Origin of the sequence: Methylobacterium indicum (genome assembly GCF_017347565.1) — a bacterium.
Lineage (GTDB): Bacteria > Pseudomonadota > Alphaproteobacteria > Rhizobiales > Beijerinckiaceae > Methylobacterium > Methylobacterium indicum.
On record NZ_AP024145.1, the window covers coordinates 5065001 to 5085408 of the forward strand.

At 71.3% G+C, this 20408-nt stretch carries 19 protein-coding genes (1 of these 19 cut by a window edge); 8 read left to right on the forward strand and 11 right to left on the reverse strand.

The features are described from left to right. The 5 genes from miv_RS23565 to miv_RS23585 all read left to right on the forward strand — a co-directional run. Positions 1-446: the end of a methanol/ethanol family PQQ-dependent dehydrogenase gene (locus miv_RS23565; RefSeq protein ID WP_207179214.1), read on the forward strand. 1324 nt of this gene lie to the left of the window's left edge; the window shows 446 of its 1770 coding nt (coding positions 1325-1770); its start codon lies off the left edge, out of view; the stop codon is at positions 444-446. A 60-nt stretch (positions 447-506) separates the two neighbouring features. Beyond that, on the forward strand, positions 507-1709 hold the full coding sequence (locus miv_RS23570; protein WP_425312990.1) for a lytic murein transglycosylase: 1203 nt from the start codon (positions 507-509) through the stop codon (positions 1707-1709). Positions 1710-1925: 216 nt separating this feature from the next. Next, on the forward strand, positions 1926-3134 hold the full coding sequence (gene repA / locus miv_RS23575) for a plasmid partitioning protein RepA (protein ID WP_048426012.1): 1209 nt from the start codon (positions 1926-1928) through the stop codon (positions 3132-3134). Positions 3135-3434: 300 nt separating this feature from the next. Further along, a complete protein-coding gene (gene repC, locus miv_RS23580; protein ID WP_244496609.1) occupies positions 3435-4679 on the forward strand; it encodes a plasmid replication protein RepC in 1245 nt (414 codons plus the stop codon). An 87-nt stretch (positions 4680-4766) separates the two neighbouring features. After that, complete coding sequence (locus miv_RS23585; RefSeq protein WP_207179218.1) at positions 4767-5219, forward strand: MarR family winged helix-turn-helix transcriptional regulator; 453 nt, start codon at positions 4767-4769, stop codon at positions 5217-5219. A 10-nt stretch (positions 5220-5229) separates the two neighbouring features. On the opposite strand, the gene miv_RS33765 is transcribed toward miv_RS23585, so the two are convergent. Further along, positions 5230-5358, reverse strand: coding sequence for a hypothetical protein (locus miv_RS33765; protein ID WP_274534400.1), 129 nt, complete (start codon positions 5356-5358; stop codon positions 5230-5232). Between the two features lie 364 nt (positions 5359-5722). Between miv_RS33765 and miv_RS23590 the strand changes: the two genes are divergently transcribed. Together miv_RS23590 and miv_RS23595 are read left to right on the forward strand one after the other, a co-directional pair. After that, positions 5723-6796, forward strand: coding sequence for a catalase family protein (locus miv_RS23590; RefSeq protein ID WP_207179220.1), 1074 nt, complete (start codon positions 5723-5725; stop codon positions 6794-6796). Between the two features lie 13 nt (positions 6797-6809). Continuing rightward, positions 6810-7208: an MAPEG family protein gene (locus tag miv_RS23595; protein WP_048426008.1), complete on the forward strand. Its 399-nt coding sequence runs from the start codon at positions 6810-6812 to the stop codon at positions 7206-7208. A gap of 28 nt (positions 7209-7236) precedes the next feature. Here the strand turns inward: miv_RS23595 and miv_RS23600 are convergent, their stop codons facing one another. Continuing rightward, entirely contained in the window at positions 7237-8223 is a 987-nt protein-coding gene (locus miv_RS23600) for a sensor histidine kinase (RefSeq protein ID WP_048426014.1), read from the reverse strand. A gap of 268 nt (positions 8224-8491) precedes the next feature. After that, positions 8492-9880 carry a dihydropyrimidinase gene (gene hydA / locus miv_RS23605; protein ID WP_207179222.1) on the reverse strand — a complete coding sequence of 463 codons (1389 nt, stop codon included), beginning with the start codon at positions 9878-9880 and terminating at the stop codon, positions 8492-8494. Between the two features lie 59 nt (positions 9881-9939). Between hydA and miv_RS23610 the strand changes: the two genes are divergently transcribed. Next, complete coding sequence (locus miv_RS23610) at positions 9940-10593, forward strand: aspartate/glutamate racemase family protein (RefSeq protein WP_207179224.1); 654 nt, start codon at positions 9940-9942, stop codon at positions 10591-10593. 17 nt (positions 10594-10610) lie between these two features. Here the strand turns inward: miv_RS23610 and miv_RS23615 are convergent, their stop codons facing one another. From miv_RS23615 to miv_RS23650, 8 genes are all read right to left on the reverse strand, one after another. After that, positions 10611-11537 carry an N-carbamoyl-D-amino-acid hydrolase gene (locus miv_RS23615; RefSeq protein WP_207179226.1) on the reverse strand — a complete coding sequence of 309 codons (927 nt, stop codon included), beginning with the start codon at positions 11535-11537 and terminating at the stop codon, positions 10611-10613. A gap of 267 nt (positions 11538-11804) precedes the next feature. After that, positions 11805-13463: a nickel ABC transporter ATP-binding protein NikE gene (gene nikE / locus miv_RS23620; protein WP_207179228.1), complete on the reverse strand. Its 1659-nt coding sequence runs from the start codon at positions 13461-13463 to the stop codon at positions 11805-11807. Further along, entirely contained in the window at positions 13463-14338 is an 876-nt protein-coding gene (locus tag miv_RS23625; RefSeq protein ID WP_058620780.1) for an ABC transporter permease, read from the reverse strand. Before miv_RS23625 ends, nikE begins: the two co-directional genes overlap by 1 nt. A gap of 5 nt (positions 14339-14343) precedes the next feature. Further along, entirely contained in the window at positions 14344-15375 is a 1032-nt protein-coding gene (locus miv_RS23630; protein ID WP_207179231.1) for an ABC transporter permease, read from the reverse strand. Between the two features lie 4 nt (positions 15376-15379). Next, complete coding sequence (locus tag miv_RS23635) at positions 15380-16978, reverse strand: ABC transporter substrate-binding protein (protein ID WP_207183608.1); 1599 nt, start codon at positions 16976-16978, stop codon at positions 15380-15382. A 126-nt stretch (positions 16979-17104) separates the two neighbouring features. Continuing rightward, on the reverse strand, positions 17105-18493 hold the full coding sequence (locus miv_RS23640) for an NAD(P)-binding domain-containing protein (protein WP_207179237.1): 1389 nt from the start codon (positions 18491-18493) through the stop codon (positions 17105-17107). Positions 18494-18502: 9 nt separating this feature from the next. Next, complete coding sequence (locus tag miv_RS23645) at positions 18503-19249, reverse strand: SDR family oxidoreductase (protein ID WP_207179238.1); 747 nt, start codon at positions 19247-19249, stop codon at positions 18503-18505. 13 nt (positions 19250-19262) lie between these two features. Further along, a complete protein-coding gene (locus miv_RS23650; protein ID WP_207179240.1) occupies positions 19263-20243 on the reverse strand; it encodes an NAD-dependent epimerase/dehydratase family protein in 981 nt (326 codons plus the stop codon). Positions 20244-20408: the final 165 nt, after the last annotated feature.

A 20408-nucleotide genomic window follows, 5' to 3' on the forward strand; every position in this document is an offset into this window, starting at 1 on the left:
ATGTCGGGGCGACGCTGACGCTGCATCCGCCGCCGGGCACCGACCGCACCGGCGCCTTCATCGCCTGGGACAATCTTTTGGGCCGCATCAAGTGGTCGATCCCCGAGCCGTTCTCGGTCTGGTCGGGGGCGCTCGCCACCGCCGGCGGGGTGGTGTTCTACGGCACCCTCGAAGGCTACCTGAAGGCGGTCGACGCCGAGACCGGCCGCGAACTCTACCGCTTCAAGACGCCATCTGGCATCGTCGGCAACGTCACCACGTATATGCATGGCGGCCGGCAATACGTGGCAGTGCTGTCCGGCATCGGCGGCTGGGCCGGAATCGGGCTTGCCGCCGGGCTCACCGACCCGGCCGAGGGCTCGGGCGCGGTCGGCGGCTACGCCGCCCTGACGCAATATACCGCCGCGGGCGGGCAGCTGACGGTCTTCGCCCTGCCCGAACCCTGACGGCGGTCGGTTCCGCTCCCTATCTGTGGCGACCACCGACCACGAGGTTGTTCGATGCGGATGCCGTTCGCGCTCCTGTGCTTGCTCGCTGGCACGGCCGCCCTGGCGCAGCCGGCACCCGAGGCGCCGCCCGCGATGGCCGAGTGCCTGGCCGGCCTCGTCGCCAAGGCGCGGGAGCAGGGAGTGACGCCGACCCTGGCGGAGGCGCAGCTCTCCGGGCTCACCGCCGATCCGGACGTCGTCGCGGCGACGGGACGCCAGGCGGAGTTCGAGAAGCCGGTCTGGGCCTATCTCGACGCCGCGGTGAGCGAGGAGGCGGTGACCGACGGCCGGGCGAAGCTCGTCTCGGAGGCGCGCCTGCCGGCGATCGAGGCGTCGACCGGCGTCGACCGGCACGTGCTGGTGGCGATCTGGGGCATCGAATCGGGCTACGGCAGCGTGCTCGACGATCCCCGCAAGGTGCGGCCGGTCGTCCGCTCGCTCGCCACCCTGGCCTGCGCCGGGGGGCCGCGGGTCGGCACCTGGACCGAGGAGCTGGTGGCGGCCCTGCGGATCCTCGACCTGAACCGTACCACGCCGGACCGCCTGACCGGCTCCTGGGCCGGCGCGATGGGCCACACCCAGTTCATGCCGACGACCTATCTGCGCCACGCGGTCGATGGCGACGGGGACGGGCGGGCCGACATCTGGACCTCGGCGCCGGATGCGCTCGCCTCGACGGGGCAGTACCTGCGGACCTTGGGCTGGCGGCCCGGGGAGGGCTGGGGCGGCGAGGTGCTGCTGCCGGCGGGCTTCGACTATCGCCTCGCCGACGAGACGACGGGGCGGACGCTCGCCGAGTGGCGCGCCCTCGGAGTCGTGCCGGCGGGCCGGCCGATCGGGGCCGATGGCGATACCGCGCGCCTCGTCCTGCCGGCCGGCGCGAAGGGCCCGGCCTTCCTGCTGCGCCCGAATTTTTCGGCGCTGCTCGGCTACAATGCCGCCTTCTCGTACGCGCTGGCGGTGGCGCATCTCTCCGACCGGCTGCGGGGCGAGCCGGGCTTCGTGCGGCCCTGGCCCCGGGACGACCGGCCGCTCGCCCGGGACGAGCGGCGGGAGATCCAGGCGCTGCTGGAGGCCAAGGGCCACCCGGTCGGCGGGATCGATGGGCGCATCGGTCCGCGCAGCCGGGCGGCGATCCGGGCCTGGCAGGGCGAGGCCGGGATCGTGCCCGACGGCTACGCCGATTCCGGCCTCCTCGACCGGCTGCGCGCCGGACCCTGACCGGCGGCCTCTCTCGCCCGATCGCGGCGAACCGATTCGGCTCCAACGCACGATTCGGTGCGTCGGTCCCAGCGCGATCGACGCGAAGCGCCTGACTCCTGTGGAGAAAAGGTTGTCGACTCCTGAATCGGAGAGCCCGGGGCTTAACGCTTGACTCTCCGTCCGCCGAGCCGGCCAAACTACGCTCACAAGCTCGGATGAGGCTGGAAAGCGTAGATGTCGAAGGCTGCCGAAAGTCGAATCGCCGGGCGGAGGTCCTCCTCCGCCGCGTCGTTCGACGCCGTGATCGCGGCCCATGCCGACGCGCTGTCGCGCCAGATCGACGAGGTGCGCGAGCGCCTCGGCCCCCCGGCGGCGCGGCGCGAGCTGCGCCGCTTCGCGACCGGCGAGGCGGCGCGCCTCATCGGCATCACCGACGCCTATCTGCGCCAGCTGATCCTGTCGGACGAGGAACTCGAGCCCGAGAAGGGCCCGGCGGGCCGGCGCCTGTTCACCCTGGCGCAGATCAACGACGTGCGGCGGCATCTCGCTCGGACGCGGCCGGGCTACCTGCGCCACCGGCGGGCCGGGGAGCACCTGCAGGTCCTGGCGGTGACCAACGTCAAGGGCCGCTCGGGCAAGACCACGGTGGCGGCGCATCTGGCGCAGTACCTGGCGCTGCAGGGCTACCGGGTGCTCGCCGTCGATCTCGATCCGCAGGCGGCGCTCTCGGGTCTCTTCGGATGCCGCCCGGAGCTCGATGTCGGCGTGAGCCAGACCCTGTACGGCGCGGTGCGGCGCGACGGGGCCGAGCGCCCGCTCGGCGAGATCGTGCGCCCGACCCATTTTCCGGGAATCGACCTCGTGCCCGGCCATCTCGAGCTGATGGCCTGCGAGCATGGGGGCCCGCTCTCGGCGGCGATGCCGGAGGGCGCGGTCGGCCGCGTCGCCGAGGCCCTGGCGGGGGTCTCCGCGCGCTACGACGTCGTGGTGGTCGATTGCGCGCCGCAGCTCGGGGTCCTGACCCTCGGGGCGCTCTGCGCGGCGACCGGCATCCTGGTGACGGTGCAGCCGCAGATGCTCGACCTCGCCGGCATGTCCGGCTCGCTGCGGATGACCGCCGACCTGCTCGGCGCCGTGCGCGAGGCCGGGGGCGACCTGCGCCACGACTTCCTGCGCTACCTCGTCACCCGCTACGAGCCGAATGACGGGCCGCAGACCCAGATCGTCGGACTCTTGCGCGCGCTCTTCGGCGAGCAGGTGATGACCCATGCGGTGCCGCTCGCCTGCGCGATCGCGCAGGCCGGCGCATCGGGCCGGACCCTCTACGAGGCCGGCCGGGAGGGCGCGACCCGCCAGGCCTACGACCGGGCGGTCGAGGCGCTGGATGCGGTCAATGCCGAGATTGCCGGCGAGATCACCAGGGCCTGGGGGAGGGCGGCGTGAGCCGGGCTCCCTTGTCCACCAAGATCTCGTTCCGGTGAAATCCGGGCCACCCGGCCCGGTTTAACCCCGCCCCGGGCGGTTTCACTCACGCGAACCCAGAAAGGATCGATCCGGCAAAAGAAAAAGGCCCCCGAAGCGACGCCCCGGAAGCCCTTCTCTTAGTGCCTGGCAGCCTGAGAGAATCAAATCCGGCACATTCTGTCAAGCGTGGCGCCGATTCGGCGAACCCTTTTCTGTTGCCTGACGACAGGCACAGCCATGTCCCAGACCCAACCGACGACGCCCTTCGGGCGGCGGCCGTTGTCGCTCGCCATGATGGCGGCGCAGGCGGCGGCGAAAGCGTGCCCGGACGAGGCCGCCAGCCACAAATGGCGCACTTTCCGCAACCTGACCGAGGCCAAGGCGCGTCTCGGCGTCGGGGACCGGGCGCTCGCGGTCCTGTCGGCGCTGCTCAGCTTCCATCCCGAGACCGCCCTGACTCCCGGTACCGACCTCGTGGTGTTTCCCTCCAACCGGGAACTCTCGGTGCGCGCCCACGGGCCGTCGCCGACGACGCTGCGTCGGGCGCTGACGCAGCTCGTCGAGGCGGGCCTGGTGATCCGCCGCGACAGCCCCAACGGCAAGCGCTACGCGAGGCGCGGCGAGGGCGGCCGGATCGAGCAGGCCTTCGGCTTCGACCTCTCGCCCCTGGTGGCCCGCGCCGCCGAGTTCGAGGCGCTGGCCGGCGAAGTCCGGGCTGCCGCCAAGGCGCGGGCGCTCCTGCGCGAAGAGATCTCGCTGCTGCGCCGGGACATCGGCAAGATCGTCGCCTTCGCCCGTGCGGAGGGGCTGGACGGTGCGTGGGACGCGTTCGAGGCCCATCTGGCGGGAGCCGGCGCGATGCCGCCGCGCTCGGCCGGCAACCTGCTCCTGGCCGAGATCGCCGGCGGATTGCGGGATTTGCGGGCGGAGGTGGATAAGTGCCTGGCGGAATCGCTGGAATTCGGAAAAACGGGCGCCAGTGAGTCCCAGATCGGCTGCCACCATCAGAGTTCAAAACCTGAGTCTTTCCAGAATCTTGAACGGGGTTTGCGGGGACAGGAGACGGATCCCGGGGAGACCGGACCCGACACCCTGGTGCCACCGACGCGGGTGCTGCCGTTGAGGCTCGTCCTCGAGGCCTGCCCGGATCTCGGAGCGTATGCTCGGCATGGGATCGGACATTGGCGCGACTTTCTTGGCGCGGCGTTGCTGGCGCGGGCGAGCCTCGGTATCAGTCCGGCGGTCTGGACAGAGGCCGTGACGGTCATGGGGGAAGAGGCAGCGGCCACCGTCGTGGCAGCGATCCTCCAACGTGGTCCCGCCATCGCGGCGCCGGGCGCCTACCTCCGCGACCTGACCGACAAGGCGCGAGTGGGGCGGTTCTCACCCTGGCCGATGGTGATGGCTCTGTGGCGGGCCCGCCAGGAGACCTTTGGACCCGCTGCCGCACCATTCACGGGTCGGCTGTCCGAGGCGGCGAAAGGTCTGGATTCGCGCGCCGAATCGAACCGATCGTGGGGGTGAGAGGCCGAGAACCGCATAATGTGTTGCGTTTGCAACTTCATGTAGGGTGCAGGCCCTCTCAGCGCCGTGGAGGCGAACGCGAACCCGATGGACCGCCTGAACCTGCTCGCCTTCTCGCCGTTCCGGCTCAACCGGCTCGCCAGCGAGTTCAGCAATGCCCTGGCCGCCGACTACGCGCGGTTCGGGATCGACATCCCGGAATGGCGAGTGCTGGCGACGCTCGGGCAACATGCGGAACCGCGCAGCGCGGCCTACGTCGTGCGCTGCACCCGCACGCACAAGTCGCGGATCAGCCGGGCCGTCGGACACCTGATCGAGCTCGGCCTGCTCGCCCGGAAGGAGAGCGGCGACGACCGGCGCGAGATGATGCTGGAGCTGACGCCGCAGGGACGCCAGACCTACGCCGAGCTGGTGCCGATCCTGCTCGCTCGCGAAGCCAGGCTCCTGTCCGGGCTCAGCGACGCGCAACGGCGGGATTTCGACCGGCTCCTCGGGACGCTGGAGGAGTCGCTCGGCCTGGTGCGGGAACGGGAAGAGTGATCGAGGCGGGCTACCGCAGGAACGCGTCCACCCGCGCCACGTAGGCGGTGAGGGCCACGAAGACGACGACCGTCAGGGCGTTCCAGGCGAGGATGCGGCTGCGGTCGATCAGGGTACGGGCCTTCACGGCGGCAGGCATGGCAGTGGCTCCTCGTCGCGGCACCGGACGACGCGACGGATGTCCGAGCCCGGAGACGTGCATTCAAGCCGGACCCGGTGCGATCGTCAATGAACGCGGGTTCCAAAGTGTCCGGGTGAAGGAGAAGAATCTTGCTCGTTATGGACATTGAAGGAGAACCTTTATCCTCGCGATGTCACTTACGAGCGGGCTACGGACTTACGAGCGGGCTACGGAAAGACACTTCTTCGGCGGCGGTCGCAGTCCGGAGGCTCGGGAATGCCGCCTGCAGCGTGCCGGCGGCCGGAACACGAACGAGAGGGAATCGTTTCCGCTGACGTAGCGACGCGTCCGGCGTCCTCGACATTCAGCAGGACCCGTCACGATGCCGTCTCCGATTCGCTTCGATTCCTCTCTGGAGGTCGTTCAGCCCGACGAAGACGAGGTGCAGGCGGAGATGATCCGGGTCTTCCGGAAGATCCAGGAGACCACGCTGAAGGATTACGGGCACGCGGTGCGCGGGGTCCACGCCAAGAGCCACGGGCTCCTGACCGGCCGGCTGACCGTACTGCCCGATCTGCCTCCGACGCTGGCGCAAGGCCTGTTCGCCGCGCCCGGCTCCTACGACGTCGTGCTGCGGCTCTCGACCAATCCGGGCGACATCCTGGACGACAGCGTCTCGACCCCGCGGGGCCTCGCCGTGAAGGTGATCGGCGTGTCGGGCGAGCGGCTGCCCGAGGCCGAGGGGGAGACCCAGGATTTCGTCCTGGCAAACGCCCCGGCCTTCACCGCGCCCGATGCCAGGGCCTTCCTGAAGAGCCTGAAGCTCCTGGCCGCCACCACCGACACGCCGCAGGTGTTCAAGAAGGTGTTTTCCGCCGCCCTGCGCGGGCTCGAAGGGGCCATCGAGGCGGTCGGGGGCAAGAGCGCGACGCTGATCAGCCTCGGCGGCCATCCCGAGACGCACATCCTCGGCGAGACCTTCTACAGCCAGGCGGCCCTGCGCTGGGGCGATTACGTCGCCAAGGTCGCGGTCGCTCCGGTCGCCCCGGCGCTCACCGCCCTCACGGGCGCGTCGCTTAACGTCAACGGCAAGCCGAACGGCCTGCGCGAGGCGGTGTCGGAGTTCTTCCGTGCTCACGAGGGCGTATGGGAGCTGCGCGCCCAGCTGCTGACCAACCGGGAGACGATGCCGGTCGAGGATGCCTCGACGCCCTGGTCGGAGGAGGAGAGTCCCTACGTGCCGGTCGCGCGGATCACGGTCGCGCCGCAGGAGAGCTGGAGCGACGACAAGATCCGCCGCCTCGACGACGGCCTCGCCTTCAGCCCGTGGCACGGTCTGGCGGCGCATCGGCCGCTCGGCTCGGTGATGCGGGCGCGCCGCGCCGTCTATCCGCGCTCGGCCGGATTCCGGGCGGAGCATAACGGCTGCCCCATCCACGCGCCGACCCGCGCTTGAGGAGATCGACCCGATGGTGTTCCCGTCCCTGACCGCCGCCTACGCCTCGGTCCTGGCACTGCTCTTTGCCGGGCTGTCGATCTGGGTGATGGCCCGGCGGCTCTCCGCCAACGTGCTGCACGGCGACGGCGGCGATGCCGTGCTGCTGCACCGCGCCCGCTCCCAGGCCAACTTCGCCGAGTACGTGCCGCTGATCCTGATCGTCGTGGGGCTGTTCGAGGCCCATGGCGGCAGCCGGACCCTGGTTCACGGCCTGCTCCTGGTGCTGCTGGTCGGCCGGGTGCTGCATCCGTTCGGCATGACGGCGCCGGCGAACTCGCCGCGCCAATATGCCTGCCGCGGCGGTGGCATCCTGGCGACCTTCGCGGTGCTGATCGTCTCCGCCCTGGCGCTCCTGCTGCGCCTGTCCTGACGAACGGCGGCCCGGCGTCCGGAACCGCTTATTCCGCCGTCGGGCCCACCGCGGCGAAATCCAGCCGCACCACGGTGCCGGGGCCGCCCGCATAGGCGAGGGTCCCGTCGAGCTGGGCGGCGAGCCCCTGCGCGATGCGCAAGCCCAGGCTTGGGCTCGCCTCCGGGTCGAACCCGGCCGGGATCCCCCGGCCGTCATCCGCGATCGTGAGCGCCATCCGGTCCGGCCCCGTCGCCTCGATCCGGATCGTGATCGTACCGCGGGCGCCGTCCGGGAAGGCGTGCTTCAGGGCGTTGGTCACCACCTCGACCACCAGGAGCGACAGGGTGGTGAGTCGGGTCAGGTCGAAGCGCACCGGCGGCACGTCGACCAGGCAGACGATGTTGCGGGCGCCGGTGGCGTCGAGGAGGTCGGCGCAGAGCTCCTGCAGGTACTGGCCGACCGGCAGACTGATCCGGCTCGGGTCGTAGAGCCGGCGGTGGATGCGGGAGATCGTCTCGAGGCGGATCCGCGCCTCGTCGAGGGCGGCGATCGCCGCCTGCGGGTCGTTGCCGACCCGGCGCTTCTGCAGGGTGAGGAGCGCGGCGACGAACTGCATGTTGTTCGCCACCCGGTGCTGCAGCTCCTGGAACATGGTGCGCTGCTGCTCGTAGAGCCCGGCGGTCACGGCGCGCTCGCGGCGCAGCCGGACGCTCGCCGTGTGCATGATGTGGATCAGCACGATGTCGACGGCGACGATGAAGACGTAGAAGGCGAGCGCCAGCCCCGATTGCGCCGTGAGGATGAACCCCTCGCTCGGCGGTAGGAAAAAGTACCAGGCCGACAGCCCGCTCAAGGCGGCGCAGGTGATGCCGGGGCGCAGGCCGCAGAAGAACGTGGTGAGGATGACCGCCGGGAAGAAGGTCAGGTAGGGAAAGCCCGGGGGCAGCACGTCGTCGACCGCGAGCCGCAGGCCGAGCGCGGCCGCGGTGGCGCCGAAAGCCACGAACTCGCCGAGCCAGGCCCGCGCGCGCAGCCGCTCGGTGGCCTGGAGCGCGTTCCAGAACCAGTCGCGGCGCGGGGCCGGAGCGGTGGATGACGGGGTGGTCGTCGACTTGGCCGTTGACAGCGGGGTGGCTCCTCGATCGAGAGCCAAACTAGGGCGATTCGCTCCGCGCGCATCACCGAACCCTACGGAAAAGGCGGACCGGCGGCCGATCTCCGCTTACCGTGTCTTCGTTGCCGAGCCCCCAGGGCGGTGCCGTGCACCTCCCCGAGGGCGAGCCCGATCGCCGGAGAGATCGTCAGTCCCGCCGGATCGGCGCGCCGCTGCCGGCTTCCGCGGTCACCGCGCCCTCTGCGACGATCACCCGGCCGCGGCACAGAACCGTCTCGGGCCAGCCGGTGACGATCCGGCCGGCATAGGGCGTGAAGCCGGTGCGGTCCTCGACCATGGCGTCCGAGAGGGTGACGCGCTTCTCTGGATTCCACAGGCAGAGATCGGCATCCATCCCCACCGCCACCGAGCCCTTGACGTTCAGGCCGTAGATCCGGGCCGGCGCCGTCGCGGTGATCTCGACGAATTTTTTCAGCCCGAGCCGCCCGCCCGACACCATGGCGTCGAACAGGAGCGGCAGGCGCATCTGGAGGCCCGGCATGCCGTTGGCGATCTCCTTGAAGGTCGCCCCCGGACCCGCCTTGAGCTTGCCGGTCTCGTCGTAGCGGTAGGGGGCGTGGTCCGAGGAGACGGTCTGGAGGTCGCCGAGATCGAGGGCGCGCCACAGGGCCTCCTGGTCGCGGGCCTCGCGCAGCGGCGGCGAGCACATCCATTTCGCCCCCTCCAGCCCCGGCCGGTCGAGGTCGGATTCGGTGAGGAAGAGGTATTGCGGGCAGGTCTCGGCATAGACCTTCGCCCCCTCGCCGCGGGCCCGGCGCAGGATCGCCGCGCCTTCCTCGGTCGAGACGTGGAAGATCATCACCGGCTGGTCGAGGTATTGCGAGAACCGCACCACCCGCTCGAACGCCTCCGATTCCGACAGGCGCGGATGGCTGGCGGCGTGGTATTTCGGCGCCGTCTTGCCCTCCTTCAGCAATTGCCGGCTGGCGAAGGCGATGAGGCCGTGATTCTCGGCGTGGACGCAGACCAGGGCACCCACCGCCTTGGCCGCCGCCATCAGGTCGAGCAGGGCCTCGTCGGCGAGGCGCAGGCGGTCATAGGTCATGAACGCCTTGAGCGAGAGGTGGCCGCCCTTCGCCAGAGCCGGCACGTCCTGGCTCAGGGCCTTCTCGGTCGCGTCGGCCACGATCAGGTGGAAGGCGTAGTCGATCACCGCGCCGCGTTGCGCCAGCGCGGTGTAGTCCTCGACGACCTGCGCCAGATCCATCCCGACATGCTGGGCCGCGAAGGCGATGACGCTGGTGGTGCCGCCGAGCGCCGCCGAGCGGGTGGCGCTCTCCCAGGTATCGGCGTTCATGAGTCCGGAGGCCGAGAGCTGCTCGATATGGGCGTGGCTGTCGATCCCGCCCGGCAGGACCAGCTTGCCACTTGCGTCGATCTCCTGGCGTCCCGGGGCGAGGTCGAGGCCGATCGCCGCGATCCGGCCGTCGCGGAGTCCGAGATCGGCCGAGAAGACGTCGCTCGCGGTGGCGACGGTGCCGCCGCGGATCACGGTGTCGAAGGCGGGCTCACTCATACGGATGTTCCTCGTCCGAAACTTGCTAGGCTGAAGGTCTGACACATCAGGGAGCCACCATGAGTGCCGACCGGCGCATCCTCGTCATCAACCCGAACTCGAACGAGGCCGTCACCCGCGGCCTCGATGGCGCGCTGGCGCCCCTCGCGCGGCCCGGCATCGCCATCGCGTGCCGGACGCTCGCCGAGGGGCCGTTCGGCATCCAGTCGCAGGCCGATGTCGAGCAGGTGGCGCTGCCCCTGCGCGACCTCGTGCGGCGCGAGGCGGCGGATGCGTATGTCATCGCCTGCTACTCCGATCCCGGCCTGCATGTCTGCCGCGAGGCGACCGACCGGCCGGTGCTCGGCATCGCCGAATGCGGGGTGCTCACCGCGCTCGCCCGGGCCGACCGGTTCGGCGTGATCGCGGTGGCGAGCCGCTCGATCCCGCGCCACCTGCGGGCCCTGCGCCAGATGGGGGTGAGCGACCGCCTGGCCGGCGAGCGGGCGCTGGAGATGACGGTGGCCGAGACCGCGAGCGGCCCCGACACGCTCGCCCGGATGATCGCCGTCGGCCGCGACCTGCGCGACCGGGACGGGGCGGGCGCCATCGTCATGGGCTGCGCCGGCATGGCGGTGCATCGCCGCGGCCTGGAGCAGGAACTCGGCATCCCGGTCATCGACCCGACCCAGGCCGCGGTGGCCATGGCGATCGGCATCGTGGCGGTGGCCTGACATCGCGTCGCCGGCATTCACTCCGGCAGCACCGCGCCGGTCTGGGCGGTGATGCGGCCGTAATGCTCGGGCCGGCGGTGGCGGGCGAAGTCGAAGATCGTCTCCTTGCCGAACCGGGTCTCGTCGAGGTCGCAGGCGGCGACGATCACCCCGTCGGCCTCGCCGGGAAGCTCGGCCACGATCTTCCCGTTCGGATCGCAGATCAGGGTGCCGCCCATCAGCGGGTGGCCGTCCTCGTCCCCGGCCTTGGCCACCGCCACCACCCAGGTGGCGTTCTGGTAGGCGCCGGCCTGGACCGACAGGCGGTGGTGGAACAGCCTGTCCTCCAGGCCCTCGCTGCCGCGCTGGCCGTTGACCGACGGGGTGTTGAAGCCGAGCACCACCATCTCGACGCCCTGCAATCCCATCACCCGGTAGGTCTCGGGCCAGCGCCGGTCGTTGCAGATGCACATGCCGAGGATGCCGCCGAGCATCCGCCAGACCGGAAAACCGAGATCACCCGGCTCGAAATAGCGCTTCTCGAGGTGCTGGTGCGAGCGCTCGGGATCGAACTCGACGTGGCCGGGCAGGTGGACCTTGCGGTATCGGCCGACGATGGTGCCGTCGCGGTCGACCAGGATCGCCGTGTTGAAGTGCCGGCCCTCCGGCGTCAGCTCGGCATAGCCGAACGACATCGCCATGCCGTGCTGGCGCGCCCGGTCGAAGAGCGGGGTGGTGGCCGGGCCCGGCATCTCGCGCTCGAACCAGTGGTCGGCCTCGGCGCGGTCCGCATGGTACCAGCGCGGGAAGAAGGTGGTCAGCGCCAGCTCCGGATAGACGATCAGGTCGGCGTCCTGGCGTTTCGCCTCGTCCATCAGCGCGATCATCCGGGCGACGACGCTGCCGCGGTCCTCGGCTTTCTGGATCGGCCCGAGCTGGGCGGCGGCGGTGCGGATCACGCGCATGGGGATTCCTCAGGGATCAGAACAGGTTGAAGAAGGCCCGCCTATCTCCTCTCCCCGCGGGCGGGGAGAGGGCTTCACCCCCCTTGTCGGGGGTGAAGCGAACGCAGGCGAAGCCGGAGCGAGGGTGAGGGGGTGGTGCCGGAGGAGTTTCACTCGTCGAGACCCCCTCACCCCCGGCTGCCGCCTCGCTGCGTTCCCTGAACGGGAACACAGCCCTCTCCCCGCCCGCGGGGAGAGGAGGGACGCACACGACCGAGAGTGGAAGCCTCACGCCGCCGGCTCCGCCGCGAGCCCCCGCGGCTGCCCTGGCCGGAAATGCGGAATCGCCGCCAGCAATTCCCGTGTGTAGGCGGTGCGCGGCGCCCGGAAGAGGTCGCGGCTGACGCCTTCCTCGACCACCCGCCCGCCCTGGAGCACCAGGGTGCGCTCGCACATCATCCGCACCACGTTGAGGTCGTGGCTCACGAACAGGACGGCGAGGCCGTCCTCGCGGCGCAAATCGTCGAGGAGGCGCAGCACCCCGGCCTGGACCGAGACGTCGAGGGCCGCCGTCGGCTCGTCGAGGACGAGGAGCCGGGGCTTCACGGCGATGGCCCGGGCGATGCCGATGCGGGCCTTCTGGCCGCCGGAGAGCTGGTGCGGGAAACGGTCGAGGAGGGCGGCGGGCAGGCCCGCCCGCTCGGCGCTCTCGATCACCCGCAGTCGCAACGCCTCGCCCCGCAGGGGCGTCAGGCGCTTCACCGGATGGGCGATGCAGTCGAAGGCGGAGAAGCGCGGGTTGAGGCTGTCGGTCGGGTCCTGAAAGACGATCTGGATCGCGCGCCGATGCGCCGAGCGGTGGAAGTCGCGGGCCGGAATCGTGCCGATCGATTCGCCGTCGAACAGGATCTGTCCGGCGCTGGCATCGAGGAGCCGGCAGATCATCCGCGACGTGGTGCTCTTGCCCGACCCGGATTCGCCGACGAGGCCGAGGCTCTCGCCCTCACCAAGGGAGAAGGACACGTCCTCCACCGCCATGGCGCCGCCGAACATCTTTCCGAGTCCTTCCACCGCGAGGAGCGGCGGGGTGCCGGGGGCCGGCGCCGGCCGCGTCCGAGCCGGCGGGCGGGGGCTCTCCGGCACGAGGTCGGAGAGCGTCGAGGTCGGGGTCGGCGAGGCGGCGACGAGGCGCCTGGTGTAGGGGTGGCGCGGCTTCGCGAACAGCGCCCCCGGCTCGCCCTCCTCGACGAGGCGGCCCTGCTCCATCACGGCGATGCGGCCGCAATACTGGGCGGCGAGGCCGAGATCGTGGGTGATGAGGATCATCGCCATGCCGCGCTCGGCGGTGAGCCGGGCGACGAGGTCCATCACGGTCTTCTGGGTCGTGACGTCGAGGCCGGTGGTCGGCTCGTCGGCGATCAGGAGCGCCGGGCGGCAGGCGAGGGCGAGCGCGATCATCACCCGCTGGCACATGCCGCCGGAGAGCTCGTGCGGATAGGCGTCGAGGCGGCGCGCAGCGTCGCGGATGCGGACCGCCTCCAGGCTCTCCAGCGCCCGCTCGCGGGCTTGGCGTTTCGACAGCCCGCCCGCCGCCAGCACGTCGGCGAGCTGGCGGCCGATGGTGCGGATCGGGTTCAGCGCGGCCCGCGGGTTCTGGAAGATCATCCCGATCGCCTGGCCGTGCGCCGCCCGCAGGTCCGCCGCCGAGAGCCGGGTCACGTCCTGGCCGCGGAAGCGCACGCTCCCGCCGGTGATGCGCCCAGCCCGGTCGAGCAGGCGCGCCGCCGCGAAGGCGGTGACGGACTTGCCGGAACCCGATTCGCCGACGAGGCCGAGGCTCTCGCCGGCTGCGACCGCCAGCGAGACGCCGCGCAGGGCCTCGACCGGGCCGCGCCGCGTCGCGAAGGTGACCTTCAGGTCCTCGATCGAGAGAAGGGAGGGCTGCATCAGGTCCGCATCCGGGGATCGAGGATGTCCCGCAGGCCGTCGCCGAGCAGGTTGAAGCAGAGCACCGCCAGCATCAGGGCGAGGCCCGGGAAGGCGACGAGCCACCACTTGCCGGTGGTGATGAAGCGCGCCCCTTCCGCGACCAGGATCCCCCATTCCGGCGTCGGCGGGCGCACCCCGAGGCCGATGAAGGAGAGGCCGGCGGCGTTGAGGATCGCCCAGCCGAGATTGAGCGAGATCTGCACCGCCATGGCGGGCAGCACGTTGGGCAGGAGGAAGCGCAGCACCACCGCGAGGTGGCCCTCGCCCCCGGCCCGGGCCGCCTCGACGTAGCCGGCATCGCGCCGCACGTTCACCTCGGCCCGGGCGAAGCGGATGTAGAACGGCAGGTTGATGATCGCGGTGGCGATGACGATGTTCTCGACCCGGTTGCCGAGCGCCGCGACGAGCGCCATCGCCAGGACGAAGAGCGGGAAGGCCATCAGCACGTCGACGAGGCGCCCGACCACCCGGTCGAGCCGTCCGCCGGCATAGCCGCTGACGCCGCCGATCACCGCGCCGAGGGCGAAGGACAGGCCGACCGCCGAGAGCGCGATGGCGAGGTCGAGCCGCGTCGCCGCGACGATGCGGCTCAAGACGTCGCGGCCGAGCTGGTCGGTGCCGGCCCAGTGCGCGGCGCTCGGCGGCTGGAGCGCCACCGAGACGTCGGAGGCGACGGGATCGTAGGGGGTGAGCCAGGGGCTGAAGACGGCGACGAGGCAGAGCAGGGTCGCGCCCGCTGCCGCAACGGCGGTGAGCGGGTTCTCGCGCAGGACATAAGCGGCGTGCCGCAGGGTGCTGGGCGGGGGGGCGAGGGCGGGGGAGACGGCGTTCATCACGACTACTCGATCGAGACGCGCGGGTCGGCGAGGCCGTAGAGCACGTCGACCGTGAGGTTCACGACGACGAACAGGCTCGCCATCAGCAGCACGAAGCCCTGGACCGGGGCGTAGTCGGAGGCGAGCAGCGCATCGAGCGCGTAGGAGGCGACGCCGGGCCAGGAAAACACCTTCTCCACCAGCACGTTGGCGCCGAGCATGGTGGAGAACACGATGCCCGCGATGGTCAGCACCGGCAGGATCGCGTTGCGCAGGGCATAGGTCACGATCACCCGCCGCCGCGGCAGGCCGAGCGACCGGGCGGTGCGGATGAAGTCGCTGCCGAGCACGCTCAGCATCGCCGCCCGGGTGATGCGGGCGAGCGGCGCCAGCACGAACAACGCCATGGTAAGGGCCGGCAGCACCAGTTGCCCGGCTGCGGCGCGAAAACCCTCCCAGTCGCCGACGAGCGGGAAGTCGATCAGCAGGAATCCGGTGATGTCCGGCGGGCTCGCCGCGAACACGTCGACGCGGCCGGTCGGATCGGGCGCAACGCCGAGCAGGTAGTAGAACACGTAGATCAGCAGCAGCCCCGACACGAAGGTCGGCACGCAGACCCCGAGCGCGCAGAGGAAGCGCACGGCGTGATCCACCGCCGAGCCGGGCCGGAGCGCCGCCGCGATCCCGAGCGGGATCGCCAGCAGGAGCGCGATGACCAAGGCCGTCAGGGTCAGTTCGAGGGAGGCCGGCAGGCGCTGGCGGAGATCCGTCAGCACCGGCTGGCCGGTCGTCATCGAGCGGCCGAGCTGGCCCCGCGCCACGTCGCCGAGATAGCGCACCAGCTGCTCGGGCACCGGCTTGTCGAGGCCCATCTGGCGGCGGATCTCCTCGATCTCGGCCTTGCCGGCATTGGGCCCGGAGGCGAAGAACACCGCCGGGTCGCCGGGCAGCACCCGCATCAGCAGGAAGGTGAAGACCAGGACGCCCAGCAAAGCCGGCAGCGAGGACAGGAAGCGCCGCCCGGTGCGCCGGGCGATGCCGGAGGCGGAGGCCATCCGGCTACTTCCGCGACAGGTCGCGGTAATCGACCTGGCGGTGGAACTGGTAGGTGTAGCCCTCGACGGATTGGGCCATCACGGCGTCCTGGTTCGGCTGCCAGATCGGGATCTGCGGCATCAGGGCGAGGTGGCGCTTGTTCAGGGCCCGGGCCTCGTCGTCGTACTTCGCCGGATCGCGCTCGAACCGGGCCTTGGCGGCGAGCTCGTTGATCTCGGGATCGTCGATCGAGCTGTAGTTCCAGCGCTGGTTGCCGGTGTAGAAGTTGCGGTAGAAGTAATCCGGCGAGGGCAGCCAGGCGACGATGCCCTCGGTGAAGAATGGCAGCTTCTTCTCGCTCACCTGCGTCGACATCTGCGCGTCGGGCAGCTTCTGGATCTCGACCTTGACGCCGATCTTTTCGAGCGATTCGCGGATCAGCGCGGCCATCGGCTCGGCGGTGGCGGCCTGGCCGACATTGAAGCTGAAGGTGGTCGAGAACCCGTCCGGCAGCCCGGCCTTGGCAAGGAGCGCCTTGGCCTTCGGCAGATCGAGGGTCACCGGCTGGGCGACGGGGAAGACGGGGGCGGGATCGCCCTCGCCCCAGGTCGCCCCGAAGAGCGGCTTGCCGCGGCCGAACAGGGCGGCCTTGAACATCGACTCGTAGGGCAGCGCGTAGGCGAGCGCCTGGCGCACCTCGACCTTGTCGAAGGGCGGCATCTTGGTGTTGAAGGAGATCAGCGTCACCGCGTTGAATTGCGGCGTGGCGATCACCTTCAGCTTGCCGCGCTCCTTCAGCGCCAGCGCGTCGTTGGCCTGGAGGTCGATGACGATGTCGGCATCGCCCTTCTCGACGAGGTTGGCCCGCGTCGCCGGATCGGGAATGGTCTGGGCGATGATGCGCTTGAAGCCGGCGGGCTTGTCCGGCGCGGCGCCGGTCCAGTCGGCGTTGCGCTTCAGCACGACCTGCTCGCCGGGCTTGAACACGTCGACGCTGTAGGCGCCGCTGCCGACCGCATGGTCCTTGAGCCAGCCTTGCGCCCAGGGGTCTTCCGGCGTCGCGTGCGCCTTCGCGACCTTCGAATTGATGACGATGGCGTAGACGGTGGCGAGGTTCGGCAGCGCCAGCCGGTCGGGCTTCGGCAGCGTGACCTTGAAGGTGTGGGGATCGATCACCGTGAACTGGTCGGGGCTCGTCAGCGAGCCGGTGAGGAGCTGCGGCCCGGCGAGCGACTTCGCCGAGACGGCGCGGTCGAGGGACCACTTCACGTCCTCGGCCGTGACGGGCGTACCGTCCTGGAACTTCGCGTCCTTGCGGAGATAGAAGGTGAGGGTGAGCCCGTCGGGGCTGACCTCGTAGCGCTCGGCCAGCTCGCCGCGCACCGTGTCGAGGTCGAACACCCAGTTGTCGCCGAGCTTCTTGCGGCCGAAGGTGACGAGGCGATCATACGTCGACAGGCTGATCGCGAAGGCCTCGCGGGTCGTGCCCGGCATGGTCGGGTCGAGGGTGTTGACCGCAGCCCCCGTGACGTAGCGCAGGGTCTCGGCCCGGCTCTGGGCCTGGGCCGGCGCTGCCACGACGAGGGCCGTGAGCAAGGCCGCCACGAGGCCGCCCGTCCGCATGCTGGTCTTCGTCACGCCGGTTCCTTCCCTGCATCCCTGATCGGTCGGCCTTCTTGCAAGGGCCGTTCCAGCGGGTGCCATTCCAGACCAGGGATCGCGCGGGGGCAAGAGCTAACACATGACCTTTCAGCGCAGCACCGCCTGGGGCACGTCGTAGGCGCGGAACTCGGCCCAGAGCCGGTCGAGGTCGGCGGTGAACAGCCCGCGGGTGAGGCCGGAGACGAGGCGCGGCACCGCGGTCGTCATGGCGTTGATCGACGAGCCGGACGGGCCGTGGCTCACCGTGGAGGCGATGCCGAACAGGTGGATGTCGCGGATCCACGGCGTCAGACCGGGCTCGCGCTCGGTGAAGGCGTAATCGTCGCCGAGATACGGGTAGGCGGCGAGCCGCTCGTCGCGTTCCTCGGGCAGCGGCGCGTAGCGGTCGCCCCAGGTGGCGATGTTGTGGGCAAACGCTAACAATTCGGGCCGCGCGGCGTAATCGACGGCGATGCCGGTGGCGGCGATCACGAGATCGGCGGTGACCATGCCCTGCGGCGTGTCGAGGACCACCGCGCTGCCGTCCATCCGCGCCGCGCGGATCGGGGCGCCGGGGAGAAAGTGGAAATGCGGGTGCCGGGCGCAGCGGTCCCAGGTCGCCTGCGGAAACCCTTCGCGCAGGCCCATCACGGCGCTCATGAAGCGCCAGCGCCAGGCATCGTCGAGGTCGCCGAGATGGCGCAGGAAACCCGCGAAGGTGAGCCAGCGATAGGGCTGCACCACCTGCGCCTCGGCCCGCCGGCACAGCAGGGTGACCGCGGCGGCGCCGGCTTCGAGCGCGGTGGCGGCGTTGTCGAAGGCCGAGGCGCCGGCGCCGATCACCGCGACGCGCTTCCCCTCCAGGTCCGCGAAGTCGATCGCGTCGTCGGTGCGGGCGACGCGGCCTGGCGGCAGGTCCGCCAGCGCCTCGGGCATCGCCCAGCGCCCGGCGCCCTCCTGGCCGGTGGCGAGCACGACCTTGCGGGCGTACCGCACGGTGCCGTCCGAATCCGTCACCGCCAGGAGGTTATCGGCCGGCGCGATGCCGGTGACGGTGACGCCGTTCTCCACCGGCACGCCGGTCGCAGTCCGCACGAAGGCCAGGTAGGCGGCCCAATCCTCCCGGAGGATGAGGTCGAGCGCCTGCCAGCTCGCTTGGCCGTACCGGGCCTCGTGCCAGGACTGGTAGGTCAGCGCCGGCAGGCCGAGATCGGGCCCGGTGAAGTCCTTCGGGCTGCGCAGGGTGCGCATGCGGGCATAGGTGAGCCAGGGGCCTTCCAGGCCTCTCGGCGCCCGGTCGAGCACCAGGATGTTGGTGACCTGCGCCCGCATCAGCCCGAAGGCGATGGCGAGGCCCGATTGCCCGGCCCCGACCACGATCACGTCGTGGGCCGGCCTGCCGTCCGGGCCGGTCCGCGGCACGAGCCAGGGCGCGCGGGGATGGGCGGTGCGGGCGATCTCGTCGTGGATGCGGACGAGGAGGGCGTCGAGGGACATGGAAGGCCTTCAGGCGGAGAGCCAGCCGCCCTCCACCGGCAGGGCGGCGCCGGTGGTGAAGGAAGCGGCCTCGCTGGCGAGGTACAGGATGGCGCGGGCGACCTCCTCGGGCTGTCCGAGGCGCTTCATCGCGTGGCGCCCCTCCGAGGCCGCGCGCGCGGCGGCCGGATCGGGAGCACGCTTGAAGCTCCGGGCGAGGAGCGGCGTCTCGATCGCGCCCGGCACCACCGCGTTGACCCGGATGCCGTCGCCGGCGAAGTCGAGCGCCATGGTGCGGGTGAGGCTGAGCACCGCGCCCTTGGCGGCGATGTAGGCGCTGTTGCCGCGCCCGCCGGCGAGCGCCAGCTGCGAGGCGACCGTGACGATGGCGCCGCCGCCCCGCGCCCGCATCAGGGGCACCGCCGCGCCGGCCCAGAGCCAGGTGCCGCCGACATGGGCGCGGAACACCGCGTCCCAATCCGCCGGCGCGGTGGTCTCGACGGTACCGCCGACGGAAAAACCTGCCGCCGTCACCAGGACGTCGATGCCGCCGAAGGCCGCCACGACCGCACCCGCATCGGCCGCGACCGCCGCGGGATCGCCGACGTCGGAGGTGCGGGCGAGGCCGCCGATCTCCGCCGCCACGGCCTCTGCCGCCGCACCGTCCCGGTCGATCACCGCCACCCGGGCTCCGAACTCCGAAAGGAGCCGCGCCGTCGCGGCACCGATGCCGGAGCCGCCCCCGGTCACCACCGCGACCTTGCCGTCGAGCCTCATGGCCACTCCCGCCTCATCGGACATTGTCCTGCGTTTCCTGCCAGGCCAGGAACGCGTCGGCGGAGGCGTCGCATCCATGCGCCGCCTCCCAGCCGAGCTCGTCGCGCAGCCGGTCGGTCGCGAGGGGCGGCCGGTCGGTCCCGCCGTGAAGCGCGATCGTCGGGGCCTCCCCGGGCGCGGCGAGACGGCAGACGAAGCCGGGACGCGCCAGCCTCGACCGTCCCAGCCGCTCGCCCCAGGCCAGCACCGGCCACGAGACGGGGCTCGACACGTTGTAGAGCCGCGCTCGCAGGCGTGGCGCGTCGATGATCCGCGCTACCGCGGCGGCGGCATCCGGGGCGTAGAGCCAGTCGCGCAAGCCCGGCCGCGGCAGCAGGGCCGGGATGCCGGCCCGCACCGCCGCCCAGATCTGCGCCTGAGGGCTGAGGGTATCGCGCAAGCCGGTGTCGCGCTCGAACGGGCCGAACACCGCGCTCAGGCGCACGCTCACCCCGTCGAGCCCCCAATGCCCGCAGAGCCGCGCCAGCACGGCTTCCGAGGCGAACTTGGTGACGGCATAGAGGCTCTCGGGCCGTGCCGGCAGATCCTCGGACAGGCACTCGGCCCCGACAGTGCCGTAGGCCGCCGCCGAGGACAGGTTCACCACCCGGCGCACCCCGGCCCGGCGGCAGGCCTCGAGGATCGGCACCATCGCCGACAGGTTGACGGCCAGGATCGGAGCCGGGTCGGCCGCCTCCCGGGCCGCATCCGCCGTCACGGCCGCGGCGATCACCACCGCGTCGGTACCCGGGCGGATCGCGGACGAGAGGGCAGCCGGGTCGGTCACGTCGCCGGGTGCGACATCGAGGCGACCGGTCGGCGCGGCCAGCGCCCGGAGGAGCGGCGGCGGGGGCGGGGACCGGTCGAGGATCCGCACGCTGCCGCCGCCCGCGAGGAGGTGGCGGGCGAGGTTCAGCCCGACGAAGCCGGCGCCGCCCAGGATGACGGTGCTCATGCAGCGAAAGGGCTCATACCGCCTGCGAGGCGTCGCGACGTGGCCATACCGACATCCCACCTGCCCGATCCGTTTCCGGGATGCCATGCAGGAAGTGGGCCTGTCGAATGCCCATGGCCGCGATGCCCCAGCATCGCCCTCTCACCGTCATGAAACCATCACGCG